1 rRNA gene is annotated in these 569 nt (G+C 51.3%); it reads right to left on the reverse strand.

The features are described 5' to 3' along the window. Positions 1-569: ribosomal RNA gene (locus ABS758_RS14955) — 16S ribosomal RNA — on the reverse strand; the annotation flags it as partial.

Genomic DNA, 569 nt, shown 5'->3' on the forward strand with positions numbered 1-569 from the left:
CGAGCACAATTCAATCTCTTGAATCTTCCAGACATGTCAAGGGTAGGTAAGGTTTTTCGCGTTGCATCGAATTAATCCACATCATCCACCGCTTGTGCGGGTCCCCGTCAATTCCTTTGAGTTTTAATCTTGCGACCGTACTCCCCAGGCGGTCAACTTCACGCGTTAGCTGCGCTACTAAGGTTAATAAACCCCAACAGCTAGTTGACATCGTTTAGGGCGTGGACTACCAGGGTATCTAATCCTGTTTGCTCCCCACGCTTTCGTGCATGAGCGTCAGTATCATCCCAGGGGGCTGCCTTCGCCATCGGTATTCCTCCACATCTCTACGCATTTCACTGCTACACGTGGAATTCTACCCCCCTCTGACGTACTCTAGCCCGGTAGTTAAAAGTGCAGTTCCAAGGTTAAGCCCTGGGATTTCACACCTTTCTTTCCGAACCGCCTGCGCACGCTTTACGCCCAGTAATTCCGATTAACGCTTGCACCCTACGTATTACCGCGGCTGCTGGCACGTAGTTAGCCGGTGCTTATTCTGCAGGTACCGTCATGAGCCCAGGGTATTATCC

This window comes from Castellaniella sp. FW104-7C03 (assembly GCF_040276085.1).
In the GTDB taxonomy this organism is placed as follows: domain Bacteria; phylum Pseudomonadota; class Gammaproteobacteria; order Burkholderiales; family Burkholderiaceae_B; genus Castellaniella.